17 protein-coding genes are annotated in these 18578 nt (G+C 74.5%); 7 read left to right on the top strand and 10 right to left on the bottom strand.

Features of this window, described 5'->3' with window-relative positions; all coding sequences use genetic code 11:
• Positions 1 to 5 precede the first annotated feature (5 nt).
• From SRB5_RS16800 to SRB5_RS16780, 5 genes are all read right to left on the bottom strand, one after another.
• A complete protein-coding gene (locus tag SRB5_RS16800; protein ID WP_194292946.1) occupies positions 6 to 1175 on the bottom strand; it encodes a DUF5925 domain-containing protein in 1170 nt (389 codons plus the stop codon).
• A 63-nt stretch (positions 1176 to 1238) separates the two neighbouring features.
• A complete protein-coding gene (locus SRB5_RS16795; protein WP_153452796.1) occupies positions 1239 to 2882 on the bottom strand; it encodes a serine/threonine-protein kinase in 1644 nt (547 codons plus the stop codon).
• Between the two features lie 133 nt (positions 2883 to 3015).
• Positions 3016 to 4578 (bottom strand): sulfite exporter TauE/SafE family protein, encoded by a 1563-nt coding sequence (locus SRB5_RS16790; protein WP_153452795.1) that lies wholly within the window; start codon positions 4576 to 4578, stop codon positions 3016 to 3018.
• The gene (locus tag SRB5_RS16785; RefSeq protein ID WP_153452794.1) at positions 4575 to 5897 is read right to left on the bottom strand and encodes a hypothetical protein; all 1323 of its coding nucleotides are present in this window, start codon (positions 5895 to 5897) and stop codon (positions 4575 to 4577) included. Before SRB5_RS16785 ends, SRB5_RS16790 begins: the two co-directional genes overlap by 4 nt.
• A 134-nt stretch (positions 5898 to 6031) precedes the next feature.
• Positions 6032 to 7555 (bottom strand): DUF4331 domain-containing protein, encoded by a 1524-nt coding sequence (locus SRB5_RS16780; protein WP_153452793.1) that lies wholly within the window; start codon positions 7553 to 7555, stop codon positions 6032 to 6034.
• 178 nt (positions 7556 to 7733) lie between these two features.
• Between SRB5_RS16780 and sigK the strand changes: the two genes are divergently transcribed.
• The 3 genes from sigK to SRB5_RS16765 all read left to right on the top strand — a co-directional run bounded on the left by sigK (position 7734) and on the right by SRB5_RS16765 (position 9427).
• Entirely contained in the window at positions 7734 to 8303 is a 570-nt protein-coding gene (sigK, locus tag SRB5_RS16775) for an ECF RNA polymerase sigma factor SigK (protein ID WP_407703933.1), read from the top strand.
• Positions 8300 to 9031, top strand: coding sequence for an anti-sigma factor (locus SRB5_RS16770; RefSeq protein WP_153452791.1), 732 nt, complete (start codon positions 8300 to 8302; stop codon positions 9029 to 9031). Before sigK ends, SRB5_RS16770 begins: the two co-directional genes overlap by 4 nt.
• A gap of 126 nt (positions 9032 to 9157) precedes the next feature.
• Positions 9158 to 9427, top strand: a complete 270-nt coding sequence (locus SRB5_RS16765) for a hypothetical protein (protein ID WP_153452790.1) — start codon at positions 9158 to 9160, stop codon at positions 9425 to 9427.
• 116 nt (positions 9428 to 9543) lie between these two features.
• Here the strand turns inward: SRB5_RS16765 and SRB5_RS16760 are convergent, their stop codons facing one another.
• Positions 9544 to 10347, bottom strand: a complete 804-nt coding sequence (locus SRB5_RS16760; RefSeq protein WP_153452789.1) for an ABC transporter permease — start codon at positions 10345 to 10347, stop codon at positions 9544 to 9546.
• Complete coding sequence (locus SRB5_RS16755; RefSeq protein ID WP_153452788.1) at positions 10344 to 11291, bottom strand: ATP-binding cassette domain-containing protein; 948 nt, start codon at positions 11289 to 11291, stop codon at positions 10344 to 10346. Before SRB5_RS16755 ends, SRB5_RS16760 begins: the two co-directional genes overlap by 4 nt.
• Positions 11292 to 11368: 77 nt before the next feature.
• Here SRB5_RS16755 and SRB5_RS16750 point away from each other — a divergent pair, with 77 nt between their 5' ends.
• A complete protein-coding gene (locus tag SRB5_RS16750; protein WP_153452787.1) occupies positions 11369 to 12115 on the top strand; it encodes a TetR/AcrR family transcriptional regulator in 747 nt (248 codons plus the stop codon).
• On the opposite strand, the gene SRB5_RS16745 is transcribed toward SRB5_RS16750, so the two are convergent.
• Positions 12096 to 13361: a helix-turn-helix domain-containing protein gene (locus tag SRB5_RS16745; RefSeq protein WP_323378019.1), complete on the bottom strand. Its 1266-nt coding sequence runs from the start codon at positions 13359 to 13361 to the stop codon at positions 12096 to 12098. The genes SRB5_RS16750 and SRB5_RS16745 overlap by 20 nt on opposite strands.
• 163 nt (positions 13362 to 13524) lie before the next feature.
• On the opposite strand from SRB5_RS16745, the gene SRB5_RS16740 reads away from it, so the two are divergent.
• The 3 genes from SRB5_RS16740 (at position 13525) to SRB5_RS16730 (ending at position 15632) form a co-directional block, all read left to right on the top strand.
• Entirely contained in the window at positions 13525 to 14184 is a 660-nt protein-coding gene (locus SRB5_RS16740) for a hypothetical protein (RefSeq protein WP_153452785.1), read from the top strand.
• Positions 14185 to 14274: 90 nt separating this feature from the next.
• Positions 14275 to 14652 (top strand): GntR family transcriptional regulator, encoded by a 378-nt coding sequence (locus tag SRB5_RS16735; RefSeq protein ID WP_153452784.1) that lies wholly within the window; start codon positions 14275 to 14277, stop codon positions 14650 to 14652.
• A gap of 65 nt (positions 14653 to 14717) precedes the next feature.
• On the top strand, positions 14718 to 15632 hold the full coding sequence (locus SRB5_RS16730; RefSeq protein WP_153452783.1) for a GNAT family N-acetyltransferase: 915 nt from the start codon (positions 14718 to 14720) through the stop codon (positions 15630 to 15632).
• A gap of 48 nt (positions 15633 to 15680) precedes the next feature.
• Here the strand turns inward: SRB5_RS16730 and SRB5_RS16725 are convergent, their stop codons facing one another.
• Together SRB5_RS16725 and SRB5_RS16720 are read right to left on the bottom strand one after the other, a co-directional pair.
• Positions 15681 to 16652 carry a penicillin-insensitive murein endopeptidase gene (locus SRB5_RS16725; RefSeq protein WP_153452782.1) on the bottom strand — a complete coding sequence of 324 codons (972 nt, stop codon included), beginning with the start codon at positions 16650 to 16652 and terminating at the stop codon, positions 15681 to 15683.
• Between the two features lie 5 nt (positions 16653 to 16657).
• Positions 16658 to 18397 carry a glycoside hydrolase domain-containing protein gene (locus SRB5_RS16720; protein WP_153452781.1) on the bottom strand — a complete coding sequence of 580 codons (1740 nt, stop codon included), beginning with the start codon at positions 18395 to 18397 and terminating at the stop codon, positions 16658 to 16660.
• Positions 18398 to 18578: the final 181 nt, after the last annotated feature.

The raw sequence follows: 18578 nt of genomic DNA, 5'->3' as shown, positions 1-18578 counted from the left end.
CCCGTTTACAGATACATCCCGGCGCCGTCCCGGCCCGGCTGCTCCGGCAGCCCCACCGGCGCGGTGCCGCGGCGCAGCGCGAACAGCTCGGCGAGCGTGGCGCCGTCGCGGCCGATCGCGTGCTCCCGTCCGTCGGCGTCGTCGCCGAGCCAGTCGACCGCCTCGCGCCGGCTGAGCGGGCCGACCTCGATCCGGGCCAGACAGCGGCCGGGGCGCACCACGGCCGGATGCAGGCGCTCCAGGTCCTCGTTCGTCGTGACGCCGATGAGTACGTTGCGGCCCTGGCCGAGCAGGCCGTCGGTGAGGTTGAGGAGCCGGGAGAGGGCCTGGCCGGCGGCGTGCTTGGCCTCGCCGCGGATCAGCTCGTCGCAGTCCTCGAGCAGCAGCAGCCGCCACCGGCCGCCGTTCGCGCCGTCGTCCTCGCCGATGGCGATGTCCATCAGATAGCCGACGTCGTTGAAGAGCCGCTCCGGGTCCAGCACGCAGTCGACCCGGCACCAGTCCTTCCAGGACCGGGCGAGCGTCCGCAGGGCGGAGGTCTTGCCCGTACCGGGCGGCCCGTGCAGCAGAAGCAGCCGGCCCGTGACGTCGTCCGGGGTCATCCCCATCAGATCCGCCATGGAACCGGCCACCGGCGCCGTGTAGTTGCCGCGGATCTCGTCCCAGGACGGGGCGCTGATCTTCCGGGTGGTGCGGCGCGGCCCGCGCTGCGTGGACAGGTACCAGAAACCCATCGGCACCTGGTCGGGCTGGGGTTCGGGCTCGTCGGCGGCGCCGTCCGTCGCCTGGCTGAGGATCTGCTCGGCGAGCTCGTCGCTGACCGCCGTGACGGTGACGTCGGCGCCGCGCTGCCAGCGGCTGACCAGCACCGTCCAGCCGGGGCCCTCGGCGAGCACCGAGCCGCCGCGGCCGCGGTCCTTGGCCGAGCGGATCACACAGGCGTCCGGCGGCAGCAGCGTGGCACCGGACTTGACCTTGTCGATGGAGTGCGTACGCGACCACGGCTGCTCCCCGCTCGCGAACCGCCCCAGGAACAGGGCATCCACGACGTCGCCCGGTGAATCGCTGTCCTCCAGGGCGAGCCGCAACGGCAGGATGTCCTCGACCGCACCGGCCGGATCGTCGTCGACGGGCAGCAGAATCCTCCTGGGCTCGTCGGCCCGCTCAGCGCTCATGTGGTTCATCGTGCGACAACCCGCCCTCTCGCGCACACAGGTTTTCCGGCGCGGCGCGGGACGTCATCCGCCCGCCTCCGGACTCACGGTCGGCCGGTCCGTCTCGCAGGTGGTGCTGAACAGCACGTACTCCGACGTCGCGGCGGGGCTCTTCACCTGCAGGGCGATCTCGTCCTGATAGGCACCGCCCTCGGTGTACGCCGTGACGACCGCCTCGGGGTTCACCTCGTACAGGCCGCTGTCGAACGAGGCCGTCTTCCAGTCGGAGCCTCCCTTCCCGCTCTTCGTGACCCAGCGGTACGTGACCTGCGCCGGGATCCGGTTGACCTCGATGCTGCCGGTGAACGCGGGTGCCTGGTTCTCGGGCGGCGGGCAGACGCCGGAGTACTCGGCGCGCACGGCCGTCACCGAGACGTGCACGACGAGGGCCGGCGGCTTGGTCGTGGTCTGTCCGGCGGCCTCCTGCGAGACGCTCGGCGAGGGGCTGGTGCTCGGTTCCTCCGTCGGGTCGTCCGTCGGCGTGTCCTGGGTGCCGCCCGCGGAGGCGCCGGCGTCGCCGCCCGTGGTGGCGCCCTGGTAGCCGCCGTTGTCGCTGCCGTTGCCGTCGCCGTCGTGCAGCAGCGCCCAGGCGATGCCCCCGGCGCCGAGGGCGAGGGCGAGCGCGCCGACGGCGAGCACGAGGCCGGCGCGGCGGCCGCGGGCGTCGTCGGCTCCGGCGGCTCCCGCGGACAACGGGGTGGTGGCCGTCGTGCCGGGGCCGTACGGCGCGGTGGGCGGATACGCGCCGGCCGCGGGGCCGGACGACGGGGTGGCGGCGGGGCGGTCGGCGACGGTCGTCGGGCCGCGGCCCGCTCCCCGGGTGTCCGGGCGGGGCTCGCCGCCCGCGGCGACGATCCGCAGCTGCCGTTCGGCCTCCTCGGCGGTGGTCCGCCCGTCGGGGTCCTTCCGCAGCAGGCCGTCGATCACGCCGGTCAGCGCGCCGGCCCGCGCCGGGGGCCGCAACTCCTCGTCCACCACCGCCCGCAGGGTGGACAGCGCGGTGTCCCGGCGGAACGGCGAGATGCCCTCCACCGCCGCGTACAGCGTCACGCCCAGCGACCACAGGTCGGACGGCGGGCCGGGCGTGCGGCCCAGCGCGCGCTCGGGGGCGAGGAACTCCGGGGAGCCGATCACCTCGCCGGTGACGGTGAGCGCGGAGCCGCCCTCGATCATCGCGATGCCGAAGTCCGTGAGGACGACGCGGCCGTCGTTGCCGATCAGGATGTTGCCGGGCTTGACGTCCCGGTGCAGCACCCCCGCCTCGTGGGCGCTGCGCAGCGCCGCCAGCACCTCGGCGCCGATCCGCGCGGCGCGCGCGGGCGGCAACGGGCCCCCGGCCTCCAGCACATCGGCCAGCGACAGGCCCTTGACCAGCTCCATCACGATCCACGGCCGGCCGTCGTGGGTGGCCACGTCGTACACCGTCACCACGTTGCGGTGGGAGATCCGGGCGGCGGCCCAGCCCTCGCGCTCCAGCCGGGTGTAGAGGCGCTGCACCTCGCGGTCGTCGAGATGGCGCGGGGCGCGGACCTCCTTGACGGCGACCTCGCGGTTCAGCGATTCGTCGTACGCCCGCCAGACCACCCCCATGCCGCCCTGTCCGAGGGCGTTGAGGAGCCGGTATCTGCCCGCGATCAGCACCGGATCCTTGTTCGCATCTCCGCTCATTCGTGTTCCCCCAACCCCAGAGGTGCGATTCCTACCAAAGGTAGCGCTTCAGTCCGCACCACCGCTGCGCGTAGGAGGGTGCTGTTTCCGCGCGGTGACAACGCGCGGACCGGTACGCCGGGTTCGGGCCGTCTCACGCCAGGGCCGCCGCCGTTCCCTTGAGCACGAGCCCGCAGCCGAGCGCCAGGACGACCGCCGCGCTGCCGAACGGCGCCGCCCGCAGCCAGCGGGCGGCGGCACGTCTGCGGCTCGCCGCCGCCCGCGCCCGGTGGCCGAGTTTGACGACCAGGAAGCCGGCGGCCGTGAGGGTGAGCGCCAGCCCGGCGCCGTAGCCGACGACCAGGAGCGCGCCGAACCAGGGGCGGCCGAGGGCGGTCGCGCCGACGAGGACGACGACGGCGGAGGGGCTGGGGACGAGGCCGCCGGCGAAGCCGAGGAGGAGGGTGCGCGGGGGTTTTCGGGGGTGTTTCCCGGCGTGGGTGTGGGTGTGGGTGTGTCCGTGCGTGTGATCGTGCCCGTGGCTGTGGTCGTGCGCGTGCCCGTCGCTGTGGTCGTGCCCGTGGCTGTGCCCGTGCGCCTCCCCCCGCCACGCCCGCCGCAGCAGTGCCGCGCCGGCGACCAGCACCACCGCGCCGCTCACGATCCCCAGCCAGGTGACCACGGCCGGTGTCGCCGACGAGCCGGCGATGACCATCGCGCCCAGCACGAACACCCCCAGCGTGTGGGTCACCGTGACCGACGCCCCCAGGACCACGATGTCGCGCGGCGAACCGCGGCCGCTCGCCGCCGCGGCGGCCATCAGCGTCTTGCCGTGTCCCGGCGCCAGCGCGTGCAGCGCGCCGAGCGCCGTGGCGATCGCCAGCGCCAGCGCCCCGAAGCCGAGGCTCAGTTCGTGCCGGGCGACCAGTCCGCTCAGCGCCTCGGTCCAGCGGTCCGCCCCGCGCGGCAGCGCCCCGGCGCCGAACGGCGTCGGGCCGGCGGCCAGCGCGGGCCCGCCGGGGACGGCGGTGAACGCGGCGGAGGCCCGCTGGGGCGGCGACGACAGCAGATCGGCGGGGTAGCGGGTGAGCCGCCGGGACACGGACTCCTCCGGTACGTCCGTGCCGCGCGGCGTCATCCGGTCCCCCGCCACCGTGATCTCCCGCCAGCCCTTCGCGGTGGCGGCGTCGGCGGGCCGGTAGCCGACGCGGTGCCCCCCGGCCGCGACCGGCGCGCGCAGCGCGCACTCGACGCGCAGGGTGACGAGTCCCGCCTGCCCCGGGCGCACCCGCGCCCCCGCGGACGTCACCTCCACCGGGACGGCCGTCCCGTCGACGACCGCCCGCGCCCGCCCGGCGGCGGTGGCGCACCGTCCGCGCGCCCACGCGGCGAGCTCCCCGGCGGCCAGGGTGTCGTCGCCGTCGCGGTCGATCGCGCCCCGTACCTGCCGCGCGGGGATCTCCGCCAGGTCCTCCACATGGTCCACCCGCAGCGCACGGGGGGCGACGACGATCCCGTCGTACTGGTTGACGCTGAAGTTGCCCAGCGGATGCGCGGACGCCTGCGGGGCGAACGCCACACCCAGCGTGAGGAGAGCCGCGGCCACGGCGAGGACGCGTCCGCAGCGCGCGGCCGGGGTGGGGCGGCGCCCCCGCACCGGGGAGGCCGGACGGGCATCGGCCTTCCGCGACGCCGGTACGGCCGGGTGCGCCCTCATCGCAGGGCCTCCCTCGCCGCCCGGGCCCCGAGGGGCGAGAAGCCGGGGTTGAGCGCGAGCGCCGCGCGCAGGTCCGCGCGTCCGGCGGACGTCTTCCCCAGCGCCAGCAGGATCATGCCCCGGTGACAGCGGAGTTCGGCGCCGCGCAGCCCGACGCCGACGGCGAACCGCGCGTACGGCAGCGCCTCCCGTGAGCGGCCGGAGCGGTGCAGGGCCCAGGCGAGGGCGTCGGCCGTGTGCACCGTGCGCCGGCGTGCGTACTCGGCGCGTGCCGCGCGCAGTGCTTCGGCCGGTGAACCGTGGTCCGCCGCGACGAGCGCCGTGTCGAGGTCCACCGTCACGCCGTTGGCGCGGGCCAGCGCCGCCCAGGCGGTGACGAGGGCGTACTGTTCGCGGGCCTTCGCCCGTCGGCCGGTCACCTCGTACAGCTCGCCGAGGGCGGCCAGCGGTCCGGGCAGCGGCTGACGGCGGACGACGTCCTCGAGGTCGCGGATCGCGCCCCGTTCGTCACCGCGGGCGGCCCGGGTGCGCGCCCTTCCCTCGAGCGCCGGGAGGTACGAACCGTCGGCCGCCAGGGCGGCCGCGAAGTAGCGTCCGGCGGCGGTGTACTCGCCCTGCGTCCACTCCAGCCGGCCGGCCTGCGTCGCCACGTACGCCCGGTCGCCGGGGGCGACGGCGCTGTCGAGGGCCCGGCCGAGGACGCGGCGGGCGGCGCTCACTTCGCCGCGCAGTTCGAGGACGTAGGCGTACCTGGTGAACACGGGTATGCCAGGTCGCCGGGAGTCGGCCGTGCGGGCGGCGCGCAGGGCGTCGGGGTAGCGGCCGAGTTCGACGAGGGCGTCGATGCGGGAGGACAGGGCGCGTTCGCTGTACGGGTTCACCCGCAGGGCGGCGTCCGCGAGGCGGAGCGCGCCGTGGAAGTCGTGGCGGGCGGCGGCCAGGGCGGCCTGTCCGGCGAGCGCGGTGTCGTTGTCCGGCCGCAGCTCCAGCGACGTGGCCAGGGCCTTCCCGGCGAGCGGGTAGCGGGTGGGGTCGCCGCTGGTGCGGGCTTGTTCGACGTACGCGGCGCCCAGGCCCGCCCAGCCCGCGGCGTCCTTGGGCTGGGTCCGCAGATGTGTCTGCAGGGCGGTGACGCCCCGGTCGAGGTCGTCCCCCGCCAGCCGTTCGAAGGGCACCCCGGCTGCCGGGGCGGGTGGTGCGCCGGGTGGTCCGGCGGAGGTGCCGCCGGCGACGAGGGCGGCTCCGGTGAGGAGCAGCGCCAGCGCGGTGGCCGCGGCCAGGGCGCGGGGGCGCGGCAGCCGGGTCCTGGACTTCGTCATCGTGCCCACCTCGTGTCTGGGGAGTGTCGCGGGGATGCGCCCGCCGGGGGTGTCCCCCGGCGGGCGGGTGTGCGGGTGGGCGCGGCCGCCGGGGGGATCGGACGAAGCGGCCGCGCCCGGTCTCATCGCGGGCGTCAGATCGCCGCGGTCCGGCGCCGGCTCCGCATCCGCCACCAGGCGAGCCCCAGCCCGACCAGCAGCGCGCCGCCCACACCGGAGGCCGCGGAGGCGACCAGCAGCGGCGAGTCGTCGTCCCCGCCGGACGCGGCGGCCTGCGTGGCCCCGCCCTCGATCGCGGTACGGCTCTTGCCGGCCTGCGTGCCGGCGTCGGCGGGTGTGTCCGACCCGGAGGTGGGAAGGGCCACGTACGGGAAGGACGTGCCGAACGCCCGGTCGTTGGCGTCCACGGCGTCGCCGAGGTCGTTCGGGCTGCCGACCAGTTCGCCCTCGACGACCTGCAGTTCGATGTCGATGACGTCGTCGGCGAGCCGCCGCCCGTTGGGGAACCCGGCCTTGTCGCCGTCCAGCACACCGAGGCGCTTGGGCGACGCGGTGGGCGGGACGGCGGTGTTCAGGCGCAGCATCTCCGCGGGGCGGACGTTCGGCGGCTTGTTGAGGCCGTCGACGCCGGTGAGGAAGGCGGAGACCAGGTCGTTGCGCGGGGTCTTCGGCGCCTTGATGCCGTAGACCTTCTCGATGAGCTTGGGCAGTTCGGGGTTGGTGACGTAGTTCAGGAACTGGGTGTCGTTCCACGGCGCGGACGCGTTGAACCTGTCCTTGTCCTTGACGGGGACGACCACCTCGTTGACCAGCGGGCTGCCGAGGCGGGAGACCTGGGTCCAGGCGCCGGCGGCGTTGCGCCGCTGGGTCGTCGACCAGATCCCGACGACGGGCTGCTGCGCGGACTTGCGGATGGAGGCGGTGGGCACCTGGAGGGCGACGGTGTTCACGTTGTAGCCCTTGAGGGTGTCGTTGCCGACCTCCGACAGGTCGCCGCCGTACAGCAGGTCGAAGACGCGCAGGTCGAGGAAGAACGGGTCGTCGGCCTGGCCGACGTAGGACTTCCCGCCGCCGCGGACCGTCTTGACGGCCTCGTCGCGCAGCTTCCTGTAGTCCGGCATCGACGCCTTGCCGACGTTCGACGGTGCGATCGGCAGATCGTCGGCGATCTTCGTCGTCGAGACGATCCGCTGCTTGTCCAGCTTGATCAGGTCGATGTCGTACGTCTGGCGGAAGTTGAGGTCCGGGTCGTTCAGGCCGGTGACCGGGCCGGTGTTGTACAGGAACGTGTTGCCGTTGCGCGTCCTGTTCCGGAACGTCCACCGGTACAGCAGGTCGCCCTGTGAGTCGCCGTCGCTGTCGATGTGGATGTCGTACTGCGCGTCCGTCGGGAAGCGGTAGAAGTTGGGGCCGCCCGCGGGCTCCTCGAAGGGCACCCAGTTGGCGATCAGGGTCGTGGTGTCGGGCCGGTCGGGGCTGACGAACGCGTACACGTCCGTGTTGTCGTACTCGGGCTGGCCGGAGATCAGCGGTGCCTCGCGGTGACTCGAGGCGGCCGCGTCCCGGGGCCCGAGTACGGTGACGCCGCCGGCGGCGAGCCCCCCGGCCGCCAGGGCACCGCAGGTCAGTGCGGCGATTGTCTTGATCCGTGTGGACATCGCGTCCGTCCTTCGATCGGAAAAGCGGTTTGGCACGGGGTCATTCGGGGCGGAGCCGGGGGCGGATTGGTGGATGTCCGGAAGAAGTCCGGGAACCTCGCTCCCCCGCGCACCAATCCGCTCGCGCCCCCGTCGCGAAGGAGGGGTGACAGGACGGACGGCCGCGGCCGGGGACGGGGTGAGGGGAGTGGGCGTGGCCCATGATCTGGAGGGAAAGCTGCTGACGCTGGTCGCGGAGGGCGACCAGGGTGCTTTCGAGGAGCTGTACGGCCTGGTCTCCGGGCCCGTGTACGGGCTGGTGCGCCGCGTGCTGCGCGATCCCGCCCAGTCGGAGGAGGTGGCCCAGGAAGTGCTGCTGGAACTGTGGCGCGGCGCCCCCCGCTTCGACGCGGCGAAGGGCAGCGGGATGGCGTGGACGCTCACCCTGGCCCACCGGCGCGCGGTCGACCGGGTGCGCTCGGCGCGCGCCGCGCGTGAGCGTGAGGAGCGGGCCGGCCGGCGCGCGGAGGGGCCCGCCTTCGACCAGGTGGTGGAGACGGTGGAGGGCCGGCTGGAGCGCGAGTGGGTACGGCGCTGTCTGGACGCGCTGACGGAGCTGCAGCGGCAGTCGGTGACCCTCGCGTACTACGAGGGCTTCACCTACCGGGAGGTGGCGAGGCGGCTGTCGCTGCCGCTGGGCACCGTCAAGACCCGGATGCGCGACGGTCTGCTGCGGATGCGCGCCTGTCTGGACGGAGGCGCGGCATGAGCCCGGACCGGCACACGCTCGCCGCCCCGTACGCGCTGTCCGCCCTCCCCCCGCGCGAGGAGCGGCGCTTCGCGCGCCACCTCGGCCGGTGCGCTGTCTGCGCCGGGGAGGTGCGCGCGCTGCGCGAGGACGCCGTCCGGCTGGCCCGGGCGGTGGCCGTACCGGCGCCGGAGGGGATGCGCGAGCGGGTGCTGGCCGCGATCCGTACCGTCGAGCAGGACCGTCCGGCTCCCGTCCCCGGGCGGCGGACCGTCACCGTGGCCCCGCGGCGGACGTGGGGTGTGCGGCTGGCCGCCGCCGGTGCGGCGTTCGCCGTCGCGGCGGCCGTCCTCCTCGGGGTGCTGTGGACGCGGGCGGAGCGGGATCTGGACGGCCGGCGGGCGGAGGCGGCGGCGGTGACGGAGGTGCTGGCGGCGCCCGACGCCGCCGCGCTGTCCGCGCGCGGTGGGGGCGGCGGGCTGAACGCCGTGGTGTCGCGGGAGCTGGGGCGGGCCGTGGTCACGCTGTCGGGACTGCCGCGTCCGGCGCGGGGCCGCACGTATCAGCTGTGGGCGATGGACGAGCAGCCGGGAACGATCCGCTCCGCCGGTCTGCCGGAACCCGCCGAGCCGTTCGTCGCGTCCCTCGGACCGACGGTCCGCACGCTCGCCGTGACGGAGGAACCGGAGGGCGGTTCCCGGCGGCCGACGGGTGATCCGCTGCTGCAACTCCCCCTGGGCGGAACCTAATTGACCGTTGCCCGTCAACGGCCTTGATTCCGCGGTGAATCCGCTCCGGGGGATGCGCGTGTGCCGCTGGGGGACGGTAGGGTTACCCTGCCCGAGCCGGGTGCCCTCGTACGGGTGGGGAGTGACATGGATCAGATAACTATGCGAAGCAGGGCTCGTGTCCCTGCGATCGACTGCAACAACAGCGCGTCCCGCGCGCGCGTCGACCGCCATCTGGCGGTCCTGGCCGGCCCCGCCGTGCCCGCGGCGGAAGCGGAGGGCGCGACCCTGCTGATGCAGGAGCTCACGTCCCGCTCGCCGGAGCGCGGCCGGTCGACGGCCAAGGCGGAGCGCGTGTCGCTCTTCGCACCGCTGAAGCGACTGCGGCGCACGTTGTTCGGTAACAGACAGCACTGACCCCCGAAGGTCATTCGGGCGGACACGCCGAACCCGGCATCGGCGTGTCCGCCCGCTCTTTTTCCCGGCCCACAAGTCGACAAAGTGATCTTCCTCGGGCGGGTGGGTTTGTCTGTTCAGCGCGCTGTCGTCCGCGCGTAACGGCGTACGGCCAGCGGCACGAACACCGCGAGCAGCACCGCGGACCACAGCAGTGACGCGGCGACCGGATGGGTCATCGGCCAGGCGGCGCCCGCCGCGTCGTCCAGCCCTGGGACGGCGGAGCCGAACAGCTCGCGGGTGGCGGTGGTGTACGCGCTGAGCGGGTTCCATTCGACGACCGTCCGCAGCCAGCCCGGCAGTCCGGCGGCCGGCACATAGGCGTTGGAGAGCAGCTGCAGCACGAAGGTGGTGCTGGCGAGCTGTCCGGCGGCCTCCTCCGAACCGACGGCCATGCCCAGGTGGAAGCCGATCCACGCGGTGGTGAAGCGCAGGAGCAGCAGCAGCCCGGCCGCGGCGAGCGCAAAGGCGGCGCCCGCCTCGATCCGCCAGCCGACGGCGTATCCCACGGCGAGCAGCGGCACCAGGCCCACCGCCGTGAGCAGCACGTCCGCGCAGGCCTGTCCGAGCGGCACCGCCGTCCGGCTCATCGGCAGTGACCGCAGCCGCTCCAGCACCCCCCGCCGCGAGTCGGCCGCGGCGGTCAGCATGCCGGTGACCAGACCGCCGGCGGCGGTCACGGCGAACAGGCCGGGAACGATGTACGTGCGGTAGTCGGCGCCGCCGGGCAGCGCGACGGTGCTGCCGAAGACGTAGCCGAAGAACAGCAGCAGCATCAGGGGCATCGCCTGGGTGACGGCGATCAGCCCGGGGTTGCGGCGGGCGCGGCGGAGCTGGCGGCCGGCCATGGCGCGGCTGTCGAGGAGGAAGTCGGTGCTCATACGGCGGGCTCCCGGTCGGTGAGGGCGAGGAAGACCTCGTCGAGGGTGGGCGGGCGCAGGGCGGCGTCGACGACGGGCACGCCGGCCGCGTCGAGTTCGCGGACGATACGGGGCAGGGTGAGCGCCGGGTCGGCGGCCACCGCGCCGACGGCGAGCCGGGACTCGTCCAGTACGGGCTCGGCGCCGGTGAGGGGGCCGAGGACCACGGCGGCGCCCGCGAGGGCGGCACGGTCGGCGACGACGACCTCGGCGTACGAGCCGATCCTGGCCTTCAGCTCGGCGGGGGTGCCGGTGTGGGCGGCGCGGCCGTGGTCGATCAGCACGATGTCGTCGGCCAGCTGGTCGGCCTCCTCCAGATACTGGGTGGTGAGCAGCACGGTCGTGCCCTCGGCGGCCGCCTTGCGGATCGTCTCCCAGACGCGGCCGCGGGCGGCGGGGTCGAGTCCGGTGCTCGGCTCGTCGAGGAAGAGCACCTCGGGACGGGCGAGCAGACAGGCGGCGAGGTCCAGCCGGCGCCGCATGCCGCCGGAGTAGGTCCGTACGGGCCGGTCGGCGGCGTCCTCCAGGCCGAACTCCCCCAGCGCCTCGTCCGCCCGCGCCCGCCCCGCTCCCCCGCGCAGCCGCCGCAGGGCGGCGAAGAGGCGCAGATTCTCCCGTCCGGAGAGGTCCTCGTCGAGGGACGTCCGCTGGCCGGTGACGCCGATCACCCGGCGCACCTCGGCGGCCTCCCGTACGACGTCCCGCCCGGCGACCCGGGCGTGGCCGGCGTCCGGCTCCAGGAGGGTGGTCAGGACCCGGACGGCGGTGGTCTTCCCGGCGCCGTTGGGCCCGAGGACGCCGCAGACGGTGCCCCGCGGGACGGCGAGGTCGAGCCCCCGCAGGGCGTGGATGTCGCCGAAGCGTTTCTCGATCCGCTCACTAAGTACAGCGTACGTAGTATCCATGCCCCCACGGTAGCACGTACTCCGTACGGCGTACGGTGAAGCCGGGTGTCCGTAGCATGGCCCGTGGAGGTGGCCCCATGCCCGACGTCGAGCCCGGTGTGATCTGGACGCGCCCGCAGCGGACGGGACGCGGTCCGCGGCCGGCCCACTCCCGCGAGGAGATCGCCGCGGCCGCGGTACGGGTCGCCGACGCCGACGGACTGGACGCCGTCTCGATGCGCCGGATCGCGGCGGAGATCGGCGCCGGCACGATGTCGCTCTACAACTACGTGCCGCGCAAGGAGGACCTGCACGAGCTGATGGTCGACGCGGTCAGCGCCGAGTACGACCTCACCGCCGAACCGGGCGACGACTGGCGGGCGAACGTGCTGCGGCTGGCGGCGGACAGCCGGGATCTGATGCGCCGCCACCCCTGGCTGCTGCGGCTGGTGGACAGCACCGCGTACGGCTTCACCCCGAACGCGATGCGCTGGATCGACCACTTCCTGGCGGGGCTCGAGCCGCTGCGGGTGCCCCCCGGCACCAAGATGGAGCTGCTCGCGACGGTCAACGCCACGGTGACGGCGTACGTGACGAACGAACTGGCCACCGCCGAACACGCCCGCAGCCTGCCCTGGACCCCCGAGCAGGAGCAGGCGGTGCGCGCCGCGTATCTCACCGACCGGCTGGCCACCGGCGCCTACCCGCATCTGGCCGCGGTGCTGGCCGCCGCCTCCGCCGAACCGGTCGACTACGAGGCCTTCTTCGCCCGGGCGATCGGCCGCGTGCTCGACGCCTTCGCGCTGGAGGAGCCCCCGGAGCCGGCTAGTCGGACGGAGGCTTGATCCATCCCGCGTCTCCGGCGAACCGGTAGAGAGGCCGCCCCTCGTATCCGCTCGTGCGGAACGGAGTGCCGTTGTCGTCGATCCGGGTGACGCCCGTCGCGTCGCCGCGGCTCCACTCGACCTCGAGGTACCACCGCGTGTCGTAGGACTCGGTGTTCGCCTCGACGCGCAGCGCCAGCGGATCGTCGTCGGCGATGCGGTACGGCAGCTTCGCCAGCGGCAGCGTGTGCTCGCCGTCGAAGCCGTCCTGGGGGTGGGGGACGGGCCGTTCGACGTCCAGGTCCACGGTGTACGTCGCCTCGGACAGCGCGCCCCCGCAGCCGTCGGACATGTCGTACGCGTTCCAGGCCACCGGCGCCGTACGGCCGGCGATCCGTACGTGCACGTCGGTGATGACCACCGGCTGCCCGTCACGCGGGCTCAGCACCGCCTCGACGATCGTCTGGCCGCCGTGCACGGCGCCCTGGGTGCGCGCCCACGTATCGGCGTGCTGCTGCACCGGGGGCGGCGGGACGCCGGCGGGGTCCTTGCCGATCAGGTACGTGTGCCCGCAGCCCGCGTACCAGAGGTGGGAGCGGACGGTCCAGCCGACGGGGTCGGCCGCCGTCCGCCCGTCGCCCCGCTTGTCGCTCTTCGCCGCGGCCGAACGGCCGCCACCGCCGGGACTCTTGTCCGTCTTCCCGTGCGAGGGGGACGGCGACGCCGGGCGGGCGGACGCCGTCGGGGCGGGGGCGGCGGACCGGTCCGGGCGCGGGCTCTGTCCGGCCGCGAGGTTCGTGCCGTCGCCGCGGTGGCGGGCGGCGGGGGTGTCGTCCCGGTTCACCGCGGAGGCGGCGAGCAGCAGGACGAGGGAGGCGCCCAGGGCGCCGGGCAGCAGCAGCCGGCGGCGGAACCGCGCGAAACGGGAGGCCGGTTGCGGCCCGGGCTCCTCGACGGGTGCCGGTTCGGGTTCGGGGGCCGCCGGCGGCTGCGGGGGCGCGGCGGACAGCTTGCGGGTCGCGTCGGCGCGCAGCCAGCGGCGGTGGAGCTCGAGGAGTTCCTCGGGGCTCGCCCCGCAGAGCCGGGCGAGCTGCTCCACGGGGGCGTAGGCGGTGGGGACCGCGTCCCCGTTGCAGTAGCGGTGCAGGGTGGACGTGCTCACGTGCAGCCGGGCGGCGAGCGCTCCGTAGCTGCGGCCGGAGCGGGTCTTGAGTTCGCGCAACAAGGCCGCGAACTCCTCCCTGCTGGTGCCCCTCACGTGTGCCACCCCTCTTCCCCGTCCCGGGAGAGCATTCCATGGGACGGGAGTTCCCGCTGGTGGGGCAGCCGTATCCGTTCCACTTTCCCGTATCGACGCCCCGCCCTTGCGATCGGTTCCGGAGGGTCCGCAGGGTGAAGACCGGCAACACCTCGAGCGAACGGGGACGATCATGTACAGCGGTAAGCGGCTCGGCCGGGCGGTGGTGGCCGTGGTGGCCGTCGCCGCCACGGCGTTCGCCGTGGGAGTGACACAACAGGACGCCGCCGCGCAGCCCTCGGCGGCGGCGCACGGGCATCACCTCCGGACGGGCGCGCCGGTCTTCCTGGAGCCGGGCGAACTGCCGCCGCATCCGGCGTCCGCCTGGTCCGCGGGTCCGGTGACGGCGGGGCTGCCCGACTACCCGGCGTTCTGTCTGGAGGACGGCGTGCTGCCGGAGCGGGGGGCCTCGTACCGGGAGTTCTGGACGGAGCTCGACACGACGGCGCGCCAGCTCGCGTTCGAGGCGCGCGGCACCGGGGAGGCGAAGCGGCTGGCGGCGAGGCTGTCGGCGTCGGTGCGCGACTGCGCCGCGGACTTCCGGGAGCGGTTCCCCGGCGCGTGGGCCGACTGGCGGGACTACGGCACGGTGTCCGCGGCGGACGGCGCGCGGGTGTACGGCGTGGCGACGGCGCCGCCCGAGTCGGAGTACGGCATCGCGCTGTTCGGCGTCGGCCGCAGCGGGCGGACGGTCACCGTCGTGGAGTGGAGCCAGATGGGCGGCTTCGCGGACGCCCCGGTGCCGGCGTTCGAGGCGACCACCGCGACCGCGCTGGCCAAGCTCCGTCCCTGAACCGGTGGTGCCGGGCCGGGTACGGGGGTCCCGGCCCGGCAGTGCCGCGCGATGCGACGGAGCCCGTGAGACAGAGGGGACAATGGCCGTATGAGCCTGAAGATCCACGTGGACGGCACCGCCCCGGAGGCGCCGTTCGAGCAAGTACGCGCCCAGATCGCCCAGGCCGCGCTCAGCGGTGTCCTGCCCGCGGGACACAAGCTGCCGACGGTACGGGGGCTCGCGGAGCAGCTGCGGCTGGCCGCGAACACGGTCGCGAAGGCCTACCGGGCGCTGGAGGCGGACGGCGTCATCGAGACCCGCGGCCGCAACGGCACGTTCGTCGCCGCGGCCGGTGACGCGGCGGCGAAGGAGGCGGCCGCGGCCGCGCAGGCGTTCGCCCAGCGGGCCCGCCGGCTCGGCCTGGACGAGGCGGAAGCCCTGCGCACGGCCCAGGACGCGGTACGGGCGGCCTACGAGCGGCGCTGAACGGGACCGGGGCCCGCCGGTTATCCGGATGCGGCCCGGTCCCGCCGGACGTATCGTGCCGCCCCATGCCTCTGATCATCCGTGATTTCCGCCCCGGGGACGCCCCGGCCGTGATGGCGGTGCGGCGCGCCGCCGTGCCGTTCCTGGTCCAGACGCCCGAGGCCCTGGCCGAGTCCGTGGCGGGCGCGCCCGCCGCCCAGCGGCTGCGGCTGCTGGTCGCCGAGGCCGACGGCGTCGTCGTGGGTGCCGGTCAGACCGGGCTGCAGCACGACACGTCCGAGCCCGGACAGGCGTTCGCCAACCCGCAGGTGCATCCGGACCACCGCCGCGCGGGTGCGGGCGGCGCGCTGCTGGCCGAGGCCGAGCGGTACGTACGCGGCTTCGGCGTGGTGCGGATGCACAGCTGGGTCATGGACGAGGAGCCCTCCCGGTCGTTCGCCGAGCACCGCGGCTACGCCTCCTCCCGCGTCGCACACGTCCTGCGCCTCGATCTGGCGCACGCCCCGCTCCCGCCGGCCGCGCCGCCGTCCGGCACACAGCTGCGTCCGCTGGGCTCCTTCCGCGGCGATCCGCGGCCGCTGTTCGCCCTGGAGTGCCAGACGGTGGAGGACGAGCCGGGGGATGTGGCCAGTGACGCCATGGACTTCGACGACTGGTTCGCGGACACCTTCGTCCACGGCGGCATCGACCAGGAGCTGAGCACCGTCGTGGTCGTGGACGGGGTGCCGGCAGCGCACTCGTACGTCGAGACGGACGGCCGCACCCGGCTGGCCTCACGGGGCACGGGAACGGGCCGCGCGTACCGGGGGCGCGGGCTGGCGACCCTCGCCAAGATCGACTCCCTGGGCCGGGCGCGGGCCGCCGGGATCACGGACGCCTTCACGGGGAACGACGATTCGAACGCGCCGATGCTGGCGGTCAACAGGCGGCTGGGCTATCGGCGGTTCGCCGGGGAGCGGCGCTACGTCCGGGATCTGTGAGACATGCCGAGGGGGCCGGTGCGCACACCGGCCCCCTCGGTTGCCTTGTCAGCAGTCGTACAGCGAGCTGGGATGGACCTTCTCGCAGTAGCGGATGTGCAGATGGTTGTCGTGGTTCGCGTACTGCGTCGTCAGTCCCTCCGCGATCAGCTGCGGATCGTTGAAGAAAACGAGCTTCACGTGCCCGGGGGCCGCCGCCCGGATCGCCTGCAGCAGCTGCCGGGTTCCCGCCCGGTCGTACGTGGACGACTGCCACGTGATCCGTCCGGCGGTGCACTGCGCGGAGTCCGTACGGACCGGCCACACGTCGAAGTCCATCCCGACGTCGTGGCTGGCGTGCCCGGGTATGGTCCCGCCGTGCTCGAACCCGCTGTCGCCCGCGGGGACAGCGCCGTTGCCCGTCCCCGCGAAGGCCGCCGCGGCGGCCTCCAGCTGGGCGACCCCGGCCGCCGTCCCCCAGTGGGCACCGGCGTTGCCGTCGGGGCTCTGGGCGCACAGGGCGCCGCCGGCGAAGGAGACGTTCTCGTAGTGCCAGAGGAGGTTCTTCCACGTCGTCGGGCCGACGATCCCGTCGGCGCCGATCCCGGCGTGCGACTGGAAGGTCCGTACCGCCGACTCGGTCGCCGGACCGAACGCCCCGTCGACCGCGAGACCGGAGCCCCGTTTGGCGTTGAGGAGCGACTGCACGGCCTTCACCGCGGAGCCGTTGTCACCCTGGCGGACGGTGACCGCCAGCGCGCCCCAGGTCGCCGGGCCGACGATGCCGTCGACCCCGAGCCCCCGCGCCGTCTGGAAGGCCCGCACCGCCGTCGTCGTACCGGAGCCGAAGACGCCGTCCGTCCCGACGGACTGCCCGGCCTGGTTGAGGAGGTGCTGCAGGGCCACGACGTCCGAACCGCGGTTACCACCGCTCTGCGTGGGGAAGAACGCCTGCCCGTACGCGCTCGCCGTGCTCCCCTGGCCGAAGAGCAGCAGCACGGCGGCCGCCAGCAGCGCCCCGAGCCGCAGCAGACGCTTCATCCCGGTCACCGTCCGGCCTGCAGCGCGCCCCAGGAGGCCGCACCGACGACACCGTCGACGGCGAGCCCGCGGGACGACTGGTAGTCGCGCACCGCCGCGTCCGTGGCCGGGCCGAAGGAGCCGTCGATCGCGATCGTCCGGCCGAGCGCCGCCGTCAGCGCCCGCTGCAGCCGCTGGACGGGCTCACCGGTTGCGCCGCTCTTGATGACCGGGGTGGTGCCGCGCGACAGCAGCGCCGTCCACGACTTCGGACCGATGACCCCGTCCGCGGTCAGGCCCCGGCTGGCCTGGAAACTGACGGTGGCGGCGGTGGTGTTGGGGCCGAAGCTCCCGTCCGGCGTGCCCGGGTCGTAGCCGGCGGCCTTCAGCAGGCACTGGGCGGCCGTGACGAGGCTGCCGGACGATCCGCTCTTGATGGTGCCGTACGCGGTGAAGTCGATGTTCACGCCGGTGCAGGTGGGTGTGGGCGGGGTGGTGCCGGTGCCCAGGTCCAGCTGGTCGCGGTCGATGTTGATCGAGTAGCCGCCGTACGACTCGGTGACCTCACCCGCGTACTGGTGGATCCGCTGGTGGTTCGCCCAGTAGGTGGAGGGCACGTACGAGCCGGTGTTGGTGTCGGCGACACCGTTCCACCAGGCGTAGTAGAGGTGGTCGACGCGGGTGTAGGCGGTGTTGTTGTACTCGGCGGCGGCGTCGCGGATGCCGGAGGAGGCGCTGGAGTAGAAGCCCGACAGATAGCCGCTCTGGTGCAGCCGCTGCGTCCAGCCGCTGAGGTACGACAGGACGGACGCCTTGCAGGAGGCCGTCGAGGCGTAGCCCTCGATGTCGCTGTAGATCGCGCTGCCGGCCGGGATGCCGAGGTTCGCCGCGGCGGTGATGGCGGCGGCCGCGGCGGTGACGCCCTGCGACTTGGCGGTGGCCGGGTCGGTGGACATCTTCAGCGAGAAGGACGTGCAGGGCGCCTGGCGGCCGACGTCGATGGGGAACAGCCGCCAGCCGTTGTTGGTCTGGCTGGTCACCCAGCTCGCCGTCAGGTTGGGCTGCGAGCAGCCGCGGAAGGAGCCGCTGATGTAGACGCCGACGGCGCTGTACGGGGAGCTCGCCTGCCAGGCGTTCATGGCGGCGGTGGACGGCGCGGCGCAGGCGTCGAAGCCCCTGCCGTTGTAGGCGCCCGGCTGCGGACCGGCCGCCGCCAGCGTGCTCGTCTCCGGGGCGGGGGCGGGCAGTGCGGTCCGCACGGCGCCCTTGTCGAGCTTCGCGGTGGTCAGGACGCCGCGTACCAGGCCCTCGGACTGCGGGGTGTGGGCGGCGGTCACCAGGACGCCGGCGTCCTCGACGGCGACCTGGATGGTGTCGTTGCTGGAGGCGGCCCCCGGCGCGTGTGCCTTGCCGCGCGCGGCGTGGGCGGTGGCCCGGCCGGCGTGGCGGGCGGAGCGGGCGTCGATCGGCTCGACGACGACTCCGGCGGTACGGCCGACGAGGTGTGCCGGGCAGTCGTTGTCCTCGCCCGGCGCGCCGAGGTAGACGGCGGGCCGGTCGAACCGTACGCAGGCGCGCGGGTTCGCGGTCAGATCGACCACCCGCCAGTCGTCCGGGACGGTGATCCGGTAACCGTGGTAGGCCACGGTCCGGGTGCCGTCGGACGCGGGCGCCGCGGCGGCCGCGGGCGGGCCGGCGAGGGCCGCCAGGCCGGCCAGGGCGGCCGCCCAGGCGGCACCGCGGCGCAGTGGGGTGCGCAGTCGCATCGGGGTGGGCTCCTACTCGTCATTCGTCAGGAGAAAAGACAGCGGGTGAGGCCCTGTGTACGGCAGTCGCGAAGCGGTTCGGTTGCGTACCGGTTGCGCGGCTGGTGAGTCGGGCGCCGTGTGAGGTTCTTGACATGTACGGCGGGGCGCCAGATGGTTGCTCTCAATGGACCGGGCAGGG

Origin of the sequence: Streptomyces smaragdinus, from assembly GCF_009604385.1 — a bacterium.
Taxonomy (GTDB): domain Bacteria; phylum Actinomycetota; class Actinomycetes; order Streptomycetales; family Streptomycetaceae; genus Streptomyces; species Streptomyces smaragdinus.
This window is presented reverse-complemented; position numbering and strand designations above follow the sequence as displayed.

Bases quoted from the DNA above. Each gene is read 5' to 3' on its own strand.
- SRB5_RS16800 (WP_194292946.1), bottom strand. From the start codon at position 1,175: ATGAGCGCTGAGCGGGCCGACGAGCCCAGGAGGATTCTGCTGCCCGTC.
- SRB5_RS16795 (WP_153452796.1), bottom strand. From the start codon at position 2,882: ATGAGCGGAGATGCGAACAAGGATCCGGTGCTGATCGCGGGCAGATAC.
- SRB5_RS16790 (WP_153452795.1), bottom strand. From the start codon at position 4,578: ATGAGGGCGCACCCGGCCGTACCGGCGTCGCGGAAGGCCGATGCCCGT.
- SRB5_RS16785 (WP_153452794.1), bottom strand. From the start codon at position 5,897: ATGACGAAGTCCAGGACCCGGCTGCCGCGCCCCCGCGCCCTGGCCGCG.
- SRB5_RS16780 (WP_153452793.1), bottom strand. From the start codon at position 7,555: ATGTCCACACGGATCAAGACAATCGCCGCACTGACCTGCGGTGCCCTG.
- SRB5_RS16770 (WP_153452791.1), top strand. From the start codon at position 8,300: ATGAGCCCGGACCGGCACACGCTCGCCGCCCCGTACGCGCTGTCCGCC.
- SRB5_RS16765 (WP_153452790.1), top strand. From the start codon at position 9,158: ATGGATCAGATAACTATGCGAAGCAGGGCTCGTGTCCCTGCGATCGAC.
- SRB5_RS16760 (WP_153452789.1), bottom strand. From the start codon at position 10,347: ATGAGCACCGACTTCCTCCTCGACAGCCGCGCCATGGCCGGCCGCCAG.
- SRB5_RS16755 (WP_153452788.1), bottom strand. From the start codon at position 11,291: ATGGATACTACGTACGCTGTACTTAGTGAGCGGATCGAGAAACGCTTC.
- SRB5_RS16750 (WP_153452787.1), top strand. From the start codon at position 11,369: ATGCCCGACGTCGAGCCCGGTGTGATCTGGACGCGCCCGCAGCGGACG.
- SRB5_RS16740 (WP_153452785.1), top strand. From the start codon at position 13,525: ATGTACAGCGGTAAGCGGCTCGGCCGGGCGGTGGTGGCCGTGGTGGCC.
- SRB5_RS16735 (WP_153452784.1), top strand. From the start codon at position 14,275: ATGAGCCTGAAGATCCACGTGGACGGCACCGCCCCGGAGGCGCCGTTC.
- SRB5_RS16730 (WP_153452783.1), top strand. From the start codon at position 14,718: ATGCCTCTGATCATCCGTGATTTCCGCCCCGGGGACGCCCCGGCCGTG.
- SRB5_RS16725 (WP_153452782.1), bottom strand. From the start codon at position 16,652: ATGAAGCGTCTGCTGCGGCTCGGGGCGCTGCTGGCGGCCGCCGTGCTG.
- SRB5_RS16720 (WP_153452781.1), bottom strand. From the start codon at position 18,397: ATGCGACTGCGCACCCCACTGCGCCGCGGTGCCGCCTGGGCGGCCGCC.